Origin of the sequence: Trichocoleus sp. ST-U1, from assembly GCF_039961835.1 — a bacterium.
Classification (GTDB): domain Bacteria; phylum Cyanobacteriota; class Cyanobacteriia; order Cyanobacteriales; family FACHB-T130; genus FACHB-T130.
Map to the genome: position 1 here is coordinate 229,850 of NZ_JAMPJZ010000001.1, position 13,499 is coordinate 243,348.

Genomic DNA, 13,499 nt, shown 5'->3' on the forward strand with positions numbered 1-13,499 from the left:
TGCTGATTTTCTTAGCTAGATACTCTAGCTGCTCTCTGGGGCTGCTTCAACCAACAAATTATTGAGCGATTAATCGAAGTATTTCTACTTAATTTGTTTAAATATTACTACATTTCTATCAAGTATTTACGGAAGCTTCCTGAGAGTGAAATCTAGTTACTACTCGTAAACAACAATATATTCCTTGACAGTTAGCATTACCTAGACAAGCAGGCGGTTCCTGATAGTGTCCGGTGCGATCGCAACAAGTCAGAAGAGTAAATAGGCTGATCCCCTGCAAGGAACAGCCATGAACAATTCGTTACGATCGAAATGAAAAGAATTCTTGTGTTTTTGTTCCTGTTTGTGCTACCGCTCGTGCCAATATTGAGCCTGAGCCAAACAGGTTCTGCAATCACTGCCACGACCGGAAGCGCTCCAAATATTCCGGGTTGGACTCTTACCTTCGCAGATGAGTTCAACTCAACTTCTCTCGATAAAGCGAATTACGTTCGATACTGGGGTAAACCGAGTACAGCAGGAGCAGTTTCCTGGTGGAATGGAAACTCAGCACTGATTGTACAAAACGGACTCTTGCGCCTCAAGATTGCCAAGGAAACCATCACTAAGGATGGAGTCACGTTTCCTTATACCGCAGGCGGGTTTACCCAACTTACGGCTCAAACCTACGGGCGTTGGGTAGTTCGGGCGCGTTTTCAAAAGGGAGAAGGAACCCAAGGTTACATTTCGCTGTGGCGACAGGACTTTAAATGGCCTCCGGAAATCGACTTTGCTGAACTTAGGGGAAACATCCCTAACGAAAATATTTTTACGCAGCACTATTTGCTGGATGGTAAAAAGAAGTCAGAAGTTTCCAAGCTGTACGAAACTAACTACACCGACGACTTTCACGAATACACTGTAATTTGGGAACCCGGACGCTTGACATGGCTCGTCGATGGCGTGCAAAAGTTTACCACCACGCAAAAGTTTGATGCTTTTCCAATGGTTCTGGCGGTGGGCAATCTCGTGGGTAGCTGCAACAGCTTTGCGGGATGTCCTCTCACCACCACCCCATTTCCGACTTACTTGGATGTTGACTATATCCGCATCTATAAAAAGGCTTAATAGATGTTTTCTCGTCAATCCAATTCACTTTTTGGATTCAATAAAAACGCCTGACAACTAAAGTCGCGACTACGCAAACGAATACCATTTGGGTTGTGAGGCGCTACATTATTGATTCCCCCAACCCCCCAATAAATTGGGGGGTTAAGAAGTCCATCGATTGCAAACAAGAAACAACAACGATCTTAAGCTCTCGTGAAAAACTAATCCAAATCGCGGATGTGTAGGCTGGGGAGCCACCTCCGGGCGCGGGGTGCGTGGCGCTTGAGTTGCGCGTTACCCAGCACTAGGGCAGTTTACCCTGTTACTCTTCCTTGAAAGCTAAAGCCTTACGGCACGAACGCACCTACGTTTACGTTCTACCCGACCTCCGATTGTGCAAGGGTTTCAGAGTTTTAGACGTGGTTGAAACCGCCGACTTAAAAATGGTACAAGATACGGAGATATTTACTTTGGCTTCCTCCGCAAGACGGAGTGGACTGTTCCGTATCACAAGTTACATTAATTTACAAGACCGGTTAAAAAAAATTTGTGAAGGGGGGCGAATGCAAGCTGTGGCTGACAGAGAACAGAAAAAAGTAAAAAATACGATTATTCATTGGCGCAATATTGACTTTCAGACGGTTAAGCAAAGAATTAATCAAATTACTAAGCAGCTGGAAGAAGTTCAAAAGAAATATGAACCCAGCAGCCAATTGAACTCCGATCCGCAAGAGAGCGCTCACAGCGATCGCGCACCAGAGTCACGCCGTTATTAATATCATCCTGTTGGTAAGCGATCGCGCAGGATAAACTCTGCTACGCTCAAATCCACCGGCGTAGTCACCTTCAGATTCGTCTCTTCTCCCTGGACAATCCGGACTTTCAAATTGCACTTTTCAAATAAAGCCGCATCGTCGGTAACTTCCCAATTTTGGCGTCGGGCTTCCGTATGACACTGTTGCAACAAATCAACTTTAAAACCTTGGGGCGTTTGAGCCGCCCATAGATGCTGTCGATCGGGTGTACTTTCAATGAACCCAGCCGCATCCACGACTTTAATCGTATCTTTCACCGGCACCGCTGCAATTAAGCCAGGACAATTTATTAGTTCCTCAGCACACCGATCCAGTAATTGGGGCGTCGCCAGACACCGAGCGCCATCATGAATTAAGACGTGGTGGGCGGATGGGAGCGCCTGCAAGCCGTTGTAGACCGACTCTTGACGGGTTGACCCACCAACGATCAATTGCACGGGCTTAGTGAGGGAGAGGTCAGCGAGAATCTCCTTGAAGTCAGAAAAGTCATCTGGATGAGCAATTAAACCGATCCAACTGATGTGACGGGAAGCTTCAACCGCCTGGAGAGTCCAGTGAATCAAGGGTTTACCGAGCAACGTCAAAAGGAGTTTATTTCGCTCGCTCCCCATCCGACGCCCCATCCCTGCTGCTGGAATCAATAAATGCACACGCTTCCTCTTTTGCTGACCGCTTTGTTAATCCTTGTTGCGCTAAGTATATCTTCCCCTAAAATGAAGCTGATAAGTAACCTCAATCAACAGTAATGCGAATACTTGCCCTTGTCCCCGGCGGGATTGGCGACCAAATTCTGTTCTTCCCTACCCTGGATGACCTGAAGCGGTATTACCCGGAAGCTCAGATTGATGTCATTGTAGAACCCAGGGCAAAGGGTGCCTACCGGGTTTGCAAGTCGGTTAATGAAATCCTCACCTATGACTTCAAAGACCGTACCGGACCAGCAGACTGGGGAAATTTACTGGGTATAATCCGCGATCGCGAGTATGATATCGCCCTATCTCTGGGGCGCAGGTGGAGTGTAGGGCTGCTGCTGTGGCTGACCGGCATTCCCACTCGAATTAGCTATAACGGGCCAGGAAACTGGTTTCTCACCAACCCAGTTCCGCTAAAAACCGAGCAGTATGCCGGTGATATGTATCACGATTTGCTGCAAGGTTTAGGAATGAATTCCCCCTGTCCTCCTCTGGCGGTCAATGTACCAAAACCAGATATTGAGTGGGCAGAAAAGGAACAAAAACAACTCGGTGTTCAAGAAACTGGCTACATCCTGATTCATGGCGGTTCTAGCGCCCTGGCTCAGGCGAAAGGGATAGATAAAATCTACCCGGTCAAGAAATGGCAGCAGATTATTCAAGAAACTCAACAGCGACAGCCCGATTTGCCGATTGTTCTCCTCAAAGGGCCAGAGGATCAAGCATTTGTCAGCGAACTAATGCAGTTCTCTCCTAACCTGAAGGTAACTTCGCCTGGGGATATCGGAAAGTTGGCGGCAATGATTGCTGGTGCTAACTTGATGCTGTGTACGGATAGTGCGCCCATGCACTTAGCCGTCGCCGTTGGGACTTACACGATTGCGCTGTTTGGCCCTACAGAAGCGAAAAAATTGCTGCCGAGTAGCGATCGCGTTCGCGGTTTGCAATCCCCTAGTCGCTCGATAGCCGACATTCCCCCAGCAGACGTTCTCCAGCAAATCTGGGGCGGTTAAATCCTGAAAAATTAAAAATTAAAAATGCAAAACAAAATTTTTAATTTTTAATTTTCCCGCCCCTCCAAACTATTCTCTGTTGATTCAATTCATGTCTAAAACTGCCAAACCAGCAGTATTTCTTGACCGGGATGGCGTCCTCAATGTCGAAGCCGGTTATATCCATCAAGTTGAGGATTTACACCTGATACCGGGGGTTGCTCAGGCGGTACGGCTGCTCAACGACCGGCAGATGTTTTGCTGTCTCGTCTCCAATCAATCTGGCCCCGCACGAGGCTACTATCCGGCTAGTCATGTGGATGCTCTGCATCTGCGCCTCTGCCACCTCTTGCAAGCTGAAGCAGGGGCGCGTTTAGATGCTTTGTATTACTGCCCTTATCTCAGCCCCCCAGAAGGAGGGACAAATCCAGAATTCAGCCGCTGGAGTACCTGGCGCAAGCCGAATACGGGAATGCTGGTGGCGGCTGCTTGGGAACACGATCTGGATCTGTCGCGCAGTTTTATGGTGGGGGACAAAGCCACCGATATTGACATGGCGCACAATGCCGGTTCTACCGGGATTTTAGTGCAGACTGGATTTGGCGATCGCGTCTTGGGTGGCGAGTATCAGCACCACACTCGCCCGGATTTCATCGCGGCGGATTTAGTCGCTGCGGTTGAGTGGATTTGCCAGCAGAACAATTAAAAATTATTTTTAATTTTATTTCTAATTTTTAATTGAGTTTGATAGCTTTAAATTCAAGATTGATAGCCCCAGAATTGCCAAAAACAACACCAATCCAATTGTGCAAGCATAACTCATCTCTAAATTTTGGAAAGCTTGCTCATAGAGATAATAAACAATCGTTTTAGAACTGTTTCGCGGCCCTCCTTGGGTCATAATATAAACCTCTTCAAATACTTTCGTGGCAGAAATCGCAGAAATCACCGCCACTAGCACTAAATACGGTTTCATCAATGGGATCGTAATGTCCCAATGCTTAGCAATCCCATCCGATCCATCAATTGCCGCCGCTTCATAGACATCAGCTGGGATTGATTGCAAGCCAGCTAAATAAATCACCATGTAGTAGCCTAATCCCTTCCAAACCGTCACCACCATCACGCTAAAAAGTGCAAAGCGCGGGCTAGTCAGCCAGGGGACGCCATTTTGGAGAAATGGGATAATTTTTGTATTTACTAACACCTGATTCAACAGACCGTTTTCTGCATAAAGCCAGTTCCACGCAATCCCAGCCACCACCATTGAAATGACTACAGGTGTGTAATAAGCTGCCCGAAGCCAGCTAATTCCACGTAGTTTTTGGTTAACCAGAATCGCTAGTCCTAGCGATGCCACAACTAAAATCGGCACTACAAAAATCAGGTAAAGCAGAGTATTCCACAGCGTCTGCCAAAACACTCTATCGATCCACAGACGCCGAAAATTCTTAAAACCCACCCATTCTGGCGCTTGACCAATCAGAGTATATTCCGTGAAAGAAAGGTAAAACGCTTGTAAGGCAGGCCAAAAAACGGTTAGCCCCAAAATCAACAAAGCAGGCAGCAAAAACAGATAAGGCGTTAATCTTTGCTTAGCGAAAATTCTATCTTTCGGCATCCAATGCTGCATATTAAAAACTATTAGCAATTAGTAATTAGAAATGTTTCAATTAGCGATTCGAGTGTAGTCTATTTTACTGTTGTTGGAAACTTCAGGGTAGTTTAATATACACTAACCATCCTGAAAGGAGCAGCGAATCGCTGCCTCGCCGCAGCTGACGAGCTTTCTCCCAGCTTTACATTATTTCTGTAGGAGACGCCGAGAGTGGAGCGGTTAGAACCAGTTGATCTCGTTGATCTCAAGGAAAACATCAGGGGACTGGGAACACCGTTTGAAATGACTTATACGTTGCAGACAGAAGATGCATTACAAGAGTGCCCTGTTTCAACGGGACAATCCCTATCCGGAGTTCGTCCCCTTTCAACCCTGATGAGTAACTTACCTGGCATGGCCTACCGTTGCCGCAACGACCAGAGCTGGACAATGGAAGCGGTCAGCGAGGACTGCTATCAGCTCACTGGTTACTCTCCGTTTGAACTCATTGGCAACCGAGAAATCTGCTATGCCCAACTGATTCATCCCGACGACCGAGAGCAGGTGTGGAACGCCATACAAGCCGCCGTGCAAGAATATAGACCCTTCCAGCTTGTCTACCGCATCATCACGGCGGCGGGAGAAGAAAAGTTGGTATGGGAACAGGGTTGTGGAGTTTTCTCCCAATCGGGAGAACTGCTGGCTCTGGAGGGCTTGATCATGATTTCAATCCCTAATCCGGATTTCTTAGACCCCCGCTCCGCTAACACTTTAGACCAATTTATGGATAGGTCTATTGACCTTAGCGATCGCCAGCGGGCTGAAGAAGAAATTCAACTGTTGCAAACCCTAACCCAGGCAATTGGTGCTGCTCCAGATTTTCACACTGCACTTTCAGTCGCGCTACGTCAAGTGTGTGAAACGACCGGCTGGAATTTTGGTGAAGCTTGGATACCCAGCTCAGACGACACGGTTTTAGAATGCAGTCCGGCTTGGTACAGCAGCACTTTAGAATTAGAGGTTGAAACGTTACAACAGTTACAGGTTGAAAGGTTGAAACTGGAAAATTTAAATCAACCAGCTAACTTTCAACAGGCTAACCTGCAATCCAACACTAAGCTGCAATCAGAACTTCCCCTAACCCTGAGCGAGTTCCGGCGGCAGAGCGAAATGTTGAAGTTTTCACCGGGAATTGGGCTACCGGGACGAGTTTGGCTATCCAAGCAGCCAGAGTGGATTCCTGATGCTTCGATTGAGCCGCCCCCATTTTTTATCCGGACTCAGTTCGCAAGAAATTGTGGACTCAAAGCGGGATTTGCCGTGCCGATTCTCTCTAAAGATCGGGTAGTGGCAATTCTCACTTTCTTCCTGTTTGAATCTCGCCCTAAGGACAAGCGACTGGTTGAGCTGGTGTCAGCAGTGGCAGCGCATCTAGGAACCGTGATGCAGCAAAAACAAGCGGAAGCTGCCCTGAGGGAAAGCCAGCGCCGTCTGGCAAGTTTGATTGACTCCTTGCCAGGGATTGTGTTTTCTTGTGGAAATGACCCAGCGTGGTCGATGACTTACATTAGTGAAGGTTGCTTTAAGCTGACTGGGTATCACAGTGAAGAATTGATTGGCGATCGCGCGGTGTCTTATGATTCCATTACTCATCCTGAGGATTTACCCAAAGTTTTAGAGGCGATCGCTACGGGAATCACGCTTCTGAAACCTTATGTTGTGGAATATCGCATTCTTACCAAATCAGGTGTAGAAAAATGGGTTTGGGAAAAAGGAGCGGCAGTTTGTGACAGCGCTGGTAAAGTCCTGGGACTTGAAGGCTTCATCACCGATATTACCGAACGCAAGCGGACAGAAGAAGCTCTGCAACAAGCAGAAGCAAAATATCGCAGTATCTTTGAGAATGCAATTGAAGGGATTTTCCAGACAACGCCCGACGGACAGTATATTAGTGCCAATCCCGCTCTGGCACGCATTTATGGATATGAGTCTCCGACAGAACTGATGGCGCGTCTGACGGATATTAAGCAGCAACTATACGTTGATCCGAACCGGCGTGCTGAGTTTACGCGCCTGTTGCAAGAACACGATGCCGTTTCAGAGTTTGAGTCCGCTGTTTCCCGCCAAGATGGCAGCATCATTTGGATTTCGGAAAATGCCCGTGCGGTGCGCGATTGTGAAGGTAAGCTGCTTTACTACGAAGGCACGGTGGAAGATATTACCGAGCGCAAACGGGCAAAGGAGCATCTGCGGGAGCGGGCGTTTTATGATATCTTAACCGGCTTGCCCAACCGAGCTTTGTTCATGGAGCGCCTCAGTCAAGCGGTGGAGCGAGCCAAACAGTGTCAAGATTTTCAGTTTGCGCTGCTGTTTGTAGATTTGGATGGCTTCAAAAAAGTGAACGACAGTTTGGGGCATCTGGTTGGGGATAAATTATTGGTGGCGTTAGCGGAGCGGCTGCTTCGCTGCGTCGCTCGCCGTCTCGAAACCTGCGTGCGTGCTGAAGACATCGTCGCTCGTTTGGGGGGAGATGAATTTACCCTGCTTTTGGAAGCTATTGACGACCTGAGTCACGCCACCAGCATCGCCGAACGAATCAACCGAGAACTGATACCGCCTTTCTATCTCGACGGACACGAAGTTTTTACTGCCGCAAGTATTGGCATTGTTCTCAGCAGCGGCTACGATCGACCTGAAGACCTCCTGCGCGATGCCGATACAGCCTTGTATCGTGCCAAAGCGCTAGGAAAGGGACGGTATGAGGTGTTTGACCAAACGATGCACTCAAGTGCCCGGTGAAAGGAAATGATTCCCGGTCTTCCTTTCTCCAGCGGAGGGGGGTGGGGGGATAGAGATGGTTCCCAATCAATTTTTATAATTGAGATGCTGCTGTTGCAGTTAAGCGCAATTACAAATTTGGGTATCCATTTAACAAAACCTTTTAGAAAATTTTGGATGGTAGATTTCGGATTGAGGTTGAATTCGCAAGGGAACTAAAGGCGATCGCGTACAGCCTTTTGGGCATGAAAACGGGCATGAAAACAGCGAAGCGAGGCGTTAGCCTAGCGCTGAAAGAGTCAGTTCGCGTCTCTACCAAATTGAGAGTTGGAAAAAATTAAACCTAGCAGCATTAAGCAAAATTGTTATAAACGGTCGCATCAACGCTGTTGCGACTCCTTTGGGAAAACAGCAGATGTATGAACTGGCAATTCCCTGAAAAGTCCAAAATTCAAAGTTTAAAAGTAGAAGAAAAAGAAAAAAAATCCTTTATTGCTAATTTTGCTTTTTTCTTTTTTCCTTCTTTAATCGTTGCAAGTGGTTTGGTGCTAGGGATTTGGCAACCACTGGAACAGCTTGCTTATCGGGGTTTATTCCGCCTCCGGGGAACGATGCCTTGGGATGAACGGGTGGTGTTGATTGACATTGATGATGCCAGTTTAAAGGAACTAGGTCGTTTTCCTTGGCCTCGCAAGCAATACACCCAGTTGCTGAATCAACTATCCGCAGCAGAGCCTAGTGTGGTGGTATTGGACGTGCTGATGCCCGAAAGTAGCCCGGAAGACGGACAGATGGCGGCGGCGATGGAAAAAGTGGGTCAGGTGGTGTTGGCGCAGGGGTGGGATCTCAAAAAAAACCCTTTGCGTCCTACTCCAGAATTGAGCAAAAGCGCGATCGCAATCGGACATATTGCCAACCACAAGGATAGCGATGGTTTAACTCGCCAAGTTGTACCGCAACTTGAAGGCGTGCCTCTTTTAAGCATCGCGGCTTCCCAGGTTTATTCACTGGTGAAAGAGCCGGTAAAACTCCCACCGATGAATCAACCGCTGCTCGTGAACTGGCCCGGTGAGGTGCTTCAGGCACCGCACTATTCCTTTGTTTCAGTCCTTCAGGGGAAAGTGCCTGCCTCGGCATTCAAGGGAAAAATTGTGATGGTGGGCGTCACAGCCGCCGCTCTCGATCCTCTAAACACTCCGTTTGAAGGTCATCCACCCGCGAGTGGAATTCACCTGCACGCTACCGTTCTGAATAATCTCTTGCAAGAAAACTTTCTGAAAAACCCAGACCCCAAGTGGCTGCTGGGTTTCCTGTTGCTGGGCGGGCCAATGCTTGGCTTCACGCTCAACCGCTATCGGGCGAGACACCAGCTGATTGCAGTCGTTAGTCTTTGTAGCGGCTGGGTCATTGTCAGTGTAGTGCTTTTGCGGGTAAGTTACTTGATGCCGGTCGTGTCACCCGTGGGATTATTTTGTTTAACGGCAGCGAGCTTGAGCATCCAAGAGCGTCTGCGAATGAAAGCGCAGCTTCAACACATTGAGCAGCAGCAGCAGCAACGGCAACTTTATGACTCGCTGACGGGTTTGCCTAATCGAACCTTATTTATGGAGCGGTTGGAGGTTGCCCTAGAACGTACCTATCAGTTTGAAAATTATCTATTTGCGGTACTGTTTGTGGATCTCGACCGATTTAAGGTGATTAACGACAGCTTGGGGCATACGGTCGGAGATAAACTACTTGTCGCGATCGCGCATCGGCTTTGTACCCTGATGCGCCCCAGAGATACGGTGGCACGTCTTGGCGGAGACGAGTTCACGATCCTGCTGGAGGAGATTCAGCAACTGGGTGACGCGACCCGCGTTGCCGAGTCAATCCACGAAGCCCTCGCATCACCCTTTTACCTCGATGGACATGAAGTATTCGCCGCCGCCAGTATTGGCATTGCCCTGAGCCGGAGAGCCGGAGAGCCGGAGACTCGGAGAGTGGGACAGGATGGTAAGACAATTCCTTTCCTCACACCTTCAACTCTTCCTTCACCCAACACTCAAAAGGGGCAAGAACCCGTACTTAACCCGGAGTGGGACTTGCTGCGCGATGCCGACATTGCCCTATCTCAGGCAAAAATAATGGGAAAAGGGCGTTATGCAGTCTTCCACACGACTTTACATGCACGCGCGATCGCACTTTTACAATTAGAAACCGACCTGCGTCTGGCAATTGGAGCTTTATCTAAGGAAGGTTTTGAGTTCTCCGTTTTGAGTTCTCCTTTACAAGATGAAAATTCAAAACTCAAAACTCCAAACTTAAAACTTTTACCTAACTCTGAGTTTCGGGTTTACTACCAGCCTATTATCTCCCTCTCAACCGGCAAAATTACTGCCTTTGAGGCACTCGTGCGCTGGCAGCACCCTAAGAGAGGGTTAGTTTCTCCGCTTGAGTTTATTCCCGTTGCAGAAGAAACCGGACTGATGGCGCAACTGGATTGGTGGGTATTGCGCGAAGCCTGCTGCCAGATGCGGGCTTGGCAAGAAAGATTCGTTCAGAATAGTGAACCCTCAACATCCAACTATGAACAATTAACAATTGGCGTAAATCTTTCTGCGATGCAGTTTGCCCAATCTGACATGGTTCAGCAGATCGATCGAATTGTTCGGGAGACTGGTTTGGAAACTCGCAGTTTAAAGCTAGAGATTACTGAAACTTGCTTGCTAGAAGATGCCGATGCCGTAACCGCTATGCTTGAGCAGCTCAGAGCCTTAGGAGTGAAAGTGGGAATTGACGACTTTGGCACCGGCTATTCTTCCTTGGGGCGTCTGCATTGCTTACCAATTGATACTTTGAAAATTGACCGCTCCTTTATTAGCGGCATGGGGGATGAGGAAAATCGCTGGGAAATTGTCCAGACAATTATGACGCTGGCTCACAATTTGGGGATGGATGTGGTTGCCGAAGGTATCGAAACCGCAGAGCAGATGCTTCAGCTCAAGCGGCTGCAATGTGAATACGGACAGGGATACTTTTTTTCTAAGCCGGTAGATGCAGCGGCAGCTGAGGCGTTATTGGCAGCACAGCCCCAGTGGTGATAAAAATCAAAAATTGCCTCAAATCGGCAAGGCAATATCAGCCGTTGAAACTGGGAAAAATTTGAGAGTTGAAATAGAATTCCAACATCTCAAATCTCAAATTTAGGGAGAGTCGCTGGGGTGGTTGTAGCTGGAAACAGCTGCTCTGAGATTACCTTTGTGTTCTGCAAGAAGGCGATCGCCTTCTTGCTTCTCCAAACCCGTCCAATGCATCAACAACGCTAACTTGACAGAACGCCCACTTTGCTCCAGCAAATATCCAGCGTCTTCTCGATTTAAATCCGTGAGGTCTTGCAGCATTCGCAGGGCGCGATCGTGCAATTTTTTATTAGTAACGGCGACATCTACCATGCGATTGCCGTAGACTTTGCCCAGCTTCACCATCACGCCGGTGGAGAGGATATTTAAAGCCATTTTAGTGACGGTTCCGGATTTCAGTCGCGTCGAGCCTGCCACCACTTCTGGCCCTACGATTAGGCGAATATCTAAATCTGCATCGATGGTGACTTGTTCGGCTGGGACACAGGCAATCAAAATCGTGGTTGCACCCCGCTGACGTGCCGCTTGGATTGCACCGTGGACAAAAGGTGTTGTTCCCCCGGCGGTGATGCCGACAACGACATCGAGATGGGTAATCTGCCGAGTTGCGATCGCAGATGCCCCGTCTTCATGTTTGTCTTCCAAATCTTCTGAGCTGCGGATTAACGCCCCCGCACCCCCGGCGATAATCCCTTGTACCAGTTCTGGCGGCGTACAAAAGGTGGGCGGGCACTCGGCTGCATCCAAGACGCCCAGACGCCCGCTCGTCCCAGCTCCCACATAAAACAGGCGTCCCCCATGACGTAACGCCTCAGCCGTCTTATCGATTGCTTCAGCGAGCTGAGTTCTGGCGATTGCGATCGCTGCTAGCGTCTGAGCATCTTCCTGATTGAACAAATCTACCAATTCCAGAGAACTCATCTGGTCGAGATTCTGGCTATTGGGATTAACCTGTTCTGTTAAAAGATGTCCTCGCTCCTCCAGATTCTTCATCCTCGATCCTTCATTTTTTTTATCGTTCATCCTGCCAAGAAAGCGCCGCTATGGGTTACGCGATCGCTAACATCCTCGATCCTTTCATAACAGTCCTTCTAATTGACGGCGAATTCTGTCTAGATCGGAAACTTCCGCTTGCGGAGCATCTGGTTTCCAGTCTGTTTCCTCCAGATTCGTTTCTGGCGGAACCAGAAAAAGACGTTCCGCATCTCCTTCGGGAACAAATCCCTCCGGAATTAGCTTGCACTCGTAACCTGCACCCTCGCAAAATGCCTCGACTTCCTCTGCATCGATGGCTTCAACACTGGGACTGAGAAAATCTTGGGCTTCTAGCAGCATCGCATAGCGAGTCGCATCGTCTTCTGATTCAAACATGAGTATCCAGTTGCGATCGCCAATCTGAATCGAGTGAATCCCCTCGTTGTCAGTCCGAGGATTAAATATTAAAACGAATACGCGCCTAGATGTAGTCATCGTTTTTTATCCATTCTTAACTTAGGATATCTAACTGGCTTCCCTGATATCACGTCTAGTTGCTCTTCCTTTGCTAGCTAGCGATGCGGAGCAATAAAGACAGAGGGAAAGAGAAATTCAAGAGAGAAGATTCAAATGAAATTGCGAGGAAATCAGCAAAAAAGCTAAATTACCCCCAACCAATAGATGTTAAGACATTTCAGATCGCCATAGATATCCTTTCCTAGCTCAAGCAACTCTACCGTAACGGGCAGTCACAGGATGATGGGGATTTTCTTGATTGCATAACCACGCCCACATCTGATCGCCCAAGCAGAAATGCCACCACTCGTTGGGATGACGGCGAAACCCAGCTTGGAGCATGACATCATTTAATAGCTGCCGGTGAAAATGATACTGCTGTTCGACTGCCTGGGTGCTATTGGCATAATAATCGGGATGCGATCGCGCTGATATTTCATCAATTTCTCCCCCCATATCTATCGTCTTGCCAGTATTGTCTACTAAGGTGATATCCACCGCAGCCCCCGTACTGTGAGGCGGTGGCGTTGCTGGATCGAGGTTGGGGGGTGCCCAAAATTGATAAACTATCTCCCAAATTGCTTGACGCTGAGCTTCTGTTAACTCAATCAAGTTTAAACCTTGAGCCTGAACCACTTCAGCAAAGGTGTAATCTACCATGAATTGCTGGACTTCCACGGGTCGATAGGCATCAAAGACATCGATCCGCCAATCTGGATTCGTGACAGCTAACTGGTGTTGGGCGGCAATTAGGGATTCGAGGACACCCTGACGGAGATAATAAGGTGAGCGATCGCCATAAGTCGCACCCAATTTTTCATAAGGATGGGGAGAGACAACCGCAAATTGTTCCAAAGGAATGGCAGTGAGCGGCTCACCACACTCTACAATTACAATCTGCTGATAAGGTTTCATATTCCGCT

General features: G+C 48.3%; 11 protein-coding genes. 6 read left to right on the forward strand and 5 right to left on the reverse strand.

The features are described from left to right. The first annotated feature begins 312 nt into the window (after window positions 1–312). Both NDA06_RS01075 and NDA06_RS01080 read left to right on the forward strand, forming a co-directional pair. Entirely contained in the window at window positions 313–1,107 is a 795-nt protein-coding gene (locus NDA06_RS01075; protein ID WP_190410294.1) for a glycoside hydrolase family 16 protein, read from the forward strand. A 401-nt stretch (window positions 1,108–1,508) separates the two neighbouring features. Further along, window positions 1,509–1,865 (forward strand): hypothetical protein, encoded by a 357-nt coding sequence (locus NDA06_RS01080; protein ID WP_190984696.1) that lies wholly within the window; start codon window positions 1,509–1,511, stop codon window positions 1,863–1,865. A gap of 2 nt (window positions 1,866–1,867) precedes the next feature. Here NDA06_RS01080 and ispD read toward each other — a convergent pair whose 3' ends face one another. Continuing rightward, complete coding sequence (gene ispD, locus NDA06_RS01085; protein ID WP_190984695.1) at window positions 1,868–2,554, reverse strand: 2-C-methyl-D-erythritol 4-phosphate cytidylyltransferase; 687 nt, start codon at window positions 2,552–2,554, stop codon at window positions 1,868–1,870. A gap of 95 nt (window positions 2,555–2,649) precedes the next feature. Here ispD and NDA06_RS01090 point away from each other — a divergent pair, with 95 nt between their 5' ends. Together NDA06_RS01090 and NDA06_RS01095 are read left to right on the forward strand one after the other, a co-directional pair. Further along, on the forward strand, window positions 2,650–3,609 hold the full coding sequence (locus NDA06_RS01090; RefSeq protein WP_190984694.1) for a glycosyltransferase family 9 protein: 960 nt from the start codon (window positions 2,650–2,652) through the stop codon (window positions 3,607–3,609). 91 nt (window positions 3,610–3,700) lie between these two features. Next, window positions 3,701–4,294, forward strand: coding sequence for an HAD family hydrolase (locus tag NDA06_RS01095; RefSeq protein WP_190410298.1), 594 nt, complete (start codon window positions 3,701–3,703; stop codon window positions 4,292–4,294). 21 nt (window positions 4,295–4,315) lie between these two features. On the opposite strand, the gene NDA06_RS01100 is transcribed toward NDA06_RS01095, so the two are convergent. Then, window positions 4,316–5,221 (reverse strand): ABC transporter permease subunit, encoded by a 906-nt coding sequence (locus tag NDA06_RS01100; RefSeq protein WP_190984693.1) that lies wholly within the window; start codon window positions 5,219–5,221, stop codon window positions 4,316–4,318. A 195-nt stretch (window positions 5,222–5,416) separates the two neighbouring features. Here NDA06_RS01100 and NDA06_RS01105 point away from each other — a divergent pair, with 195 nt between their 5' ends. Together NDA06_RS01105 and NDA06_RS01110 are read left to right on the forward strand one after the other, a co-directional pair. Then, a complete protein-coding gene (locus NDA06_RS01105; RefSeq protein WP_190984692.1) occupies window positions 5,417–7,984 on the forward strand; it encodes a PAS domain-containing protein in 2,568 nt (855 codons plus the stop codon). Window positions 7,985–8,382: 398 nt separating this feature from the next. Then, a complete protein-coding gene (locus NDA06_RS01110; RefSeq protein WP_190984691.1) occupies window positions 8,383–11,046 on the forward strand; it encodes an EAL domain-containing protein in 2,664 nt (887 codons plus the stop codon). A 102-nt stretch (window positions 11,047–11,148) separates the two neighbouring features. Here NDA06_RS01110 and murQ read toward each other — a convergent pair whose 3' ends face one another. The 3 genes from murQ to NDA06_RS01125 form a co-directional block, all read right to left on the reverse strand. After that, window positions 11,149–12,078 carry an N-acetylmuramic acid 6-phosphate etherase gene (gene murQ, locus NDA06_RS01115; protein WP_190984690.1) on the reverse strand — a complete coding sequence of 310 codons (930 nt, stop codon included), beginning with the start codon at window positions 12,076–12,078 and terminating at the stop codon, window positions 11,149–11,151. A gap of 84 nt (window positions 12,079–12,162) precedes the next feature. Further along, entirely contained in the window at window positions 12,163–12,555 is a 393-nt protein-coding gene (locus tag NDA06_RS01120) for a DUF3110 domain-containing protein (RefSeq protein WP_190410303.1), read from the reverse strand. 228 nt (window positions 12,556–12,783) lie between these two features. Beyond that, on the reverse strand, window positions 12,784–13,491 hold the full coding sequence (locus NDA06_RS01125) for a M15 family metallopeptidase (RefSeq protein ID WP_190984689.1): 708 nt from the start codon (window positions 13,489–13,491) through the stop codon (window positions 12,784–12,786). Between the last annotated feature and the right edge of the window lie 8 nt (window positions 13,492–13,499).

Bases quoted from the DNA above. Each gene is read 5' to 3' on its own strand.
- NDA06_RS01075 (WP_190410294.1), top strand. From the start codon at position 313: ATGAAAAGAATTCTTGTGTTTTTGTTCCTGTTTGTGCTACCGCTCGTG.
- NDA06_RS01090 (WP_190984694.1), top strand. From the start codon at position 2,650: ATGCGAATACTTGCCCTTGTCCCCGGCGGGATTGGCGACCAAATTCTG.
- NDA06_RS01095 (WP_190410298.1), top strand. From the start codon at position 3,701: ATGTCTAAAACTGCCAAACCAGCAGTATTTCTTGACCGGGATGGCGTC.
- NDA06_RS01100 (WP_190984693.1), bottom strand. From the start codon at position 5,221: ATGCAGCATTGGATGCCGAAAGATAGAATTTTCGCTAAGCAAAGATTA.
- NDA06_RS01110 (WP_190984691.1), top strand. From the start codon at position 8,383: ATGAACTGGCAATTCCCTGAAAAGTCCAAAATTCAAAGTTTAAAAGTA.
- murQ (WP_190984690.1), bottom strand. From the start codon at position 12,078: ATGAAGAATCTGGAGGAGCGAGGACATCTTTTAACAGAACAGGTTAAT.
- NDA06_RS01120 (WP_190410303.1), bottom strand. From the start codon at position 12,555: ATGACTACATCTAGGCGCGTATTCGTTTTAATATTTAATCCTCGGACT.
- NDA06_RS01125 (WP_190984689.1), bottom strand. From the start codon at position 13,491: ATGAAACCTTATCAGCAGATTGTAATTGTAGAGTGTGGTGAGCCGCTC.